The sequence below is a fragment of the Streptomyces bugieae genome (assembly GCF_036352915.1).
GTDB lineage: Bacteria > Actinomycetota > Actinomycetes > Streptomycetales > Streptomycetaceae > Streptomyces > Streptomyces endophytica.
Map to the genome: position 1 here is coordinate 1 of NZ_JAZBJP010000116.1, position 478 is coordinate 478.

Genomic DNA, 478 nt, shown 5'->3' on the forward strand with positions numbered 1-478 from the left:
GAAGTGCAGGTGGAGGATCATCTCCCTCACCCCGCGCTTCCGGGGCTCGCATGGTGGAAGGACCGCCCGTCGAGCGCGTCGAGGACGGGCAGGGCCGAGGAGGCGGGGGTGCCGGGCGGCCGGAGGTCGGCCCAGGGGTGCAGGGCGTAGCCGTTGGGCTGGGTGAGGGTGCGGTGCGGTGCGGCCCGGCGGGAGGCGGGCCCGGGGCGGGTGAGGTGGTCGGCGACGGCGGCGGGGCCGCCCTCGCGGTGCAGGTCGATCAGCTCGGCCAGGTCCCAGGCGGCGGTGCCGGTGATGCTGAAGGCGCGCGGCGGGCGTCGGGCGAGGGTGCCGCGGACGAGCAGCAGGCCGCTGTGGAACACCGTGTGGGCGCAGCGCGCGTGGCTGTCCTCGAAGAACGCCAGGTCGGACAGGCCGGTGGGGTCGTCGAGGGTGGCGAAGATGACACGCTTCCCGGAGCGGATCGGCGGGGTCTGGG

1 pseudogene is annotated in these 478 nt (G+C 75.9%); it reads right to left on the reverse strand.

The features are described from left to right. Positions 1-26 precede the first annotated feature (26 nt). Positions 27-478 (reverse strand): annotated as a pseudogene (locus V2J85_RS40450) (DNA polymerase III subunit alpha); the annotation flags it as partial.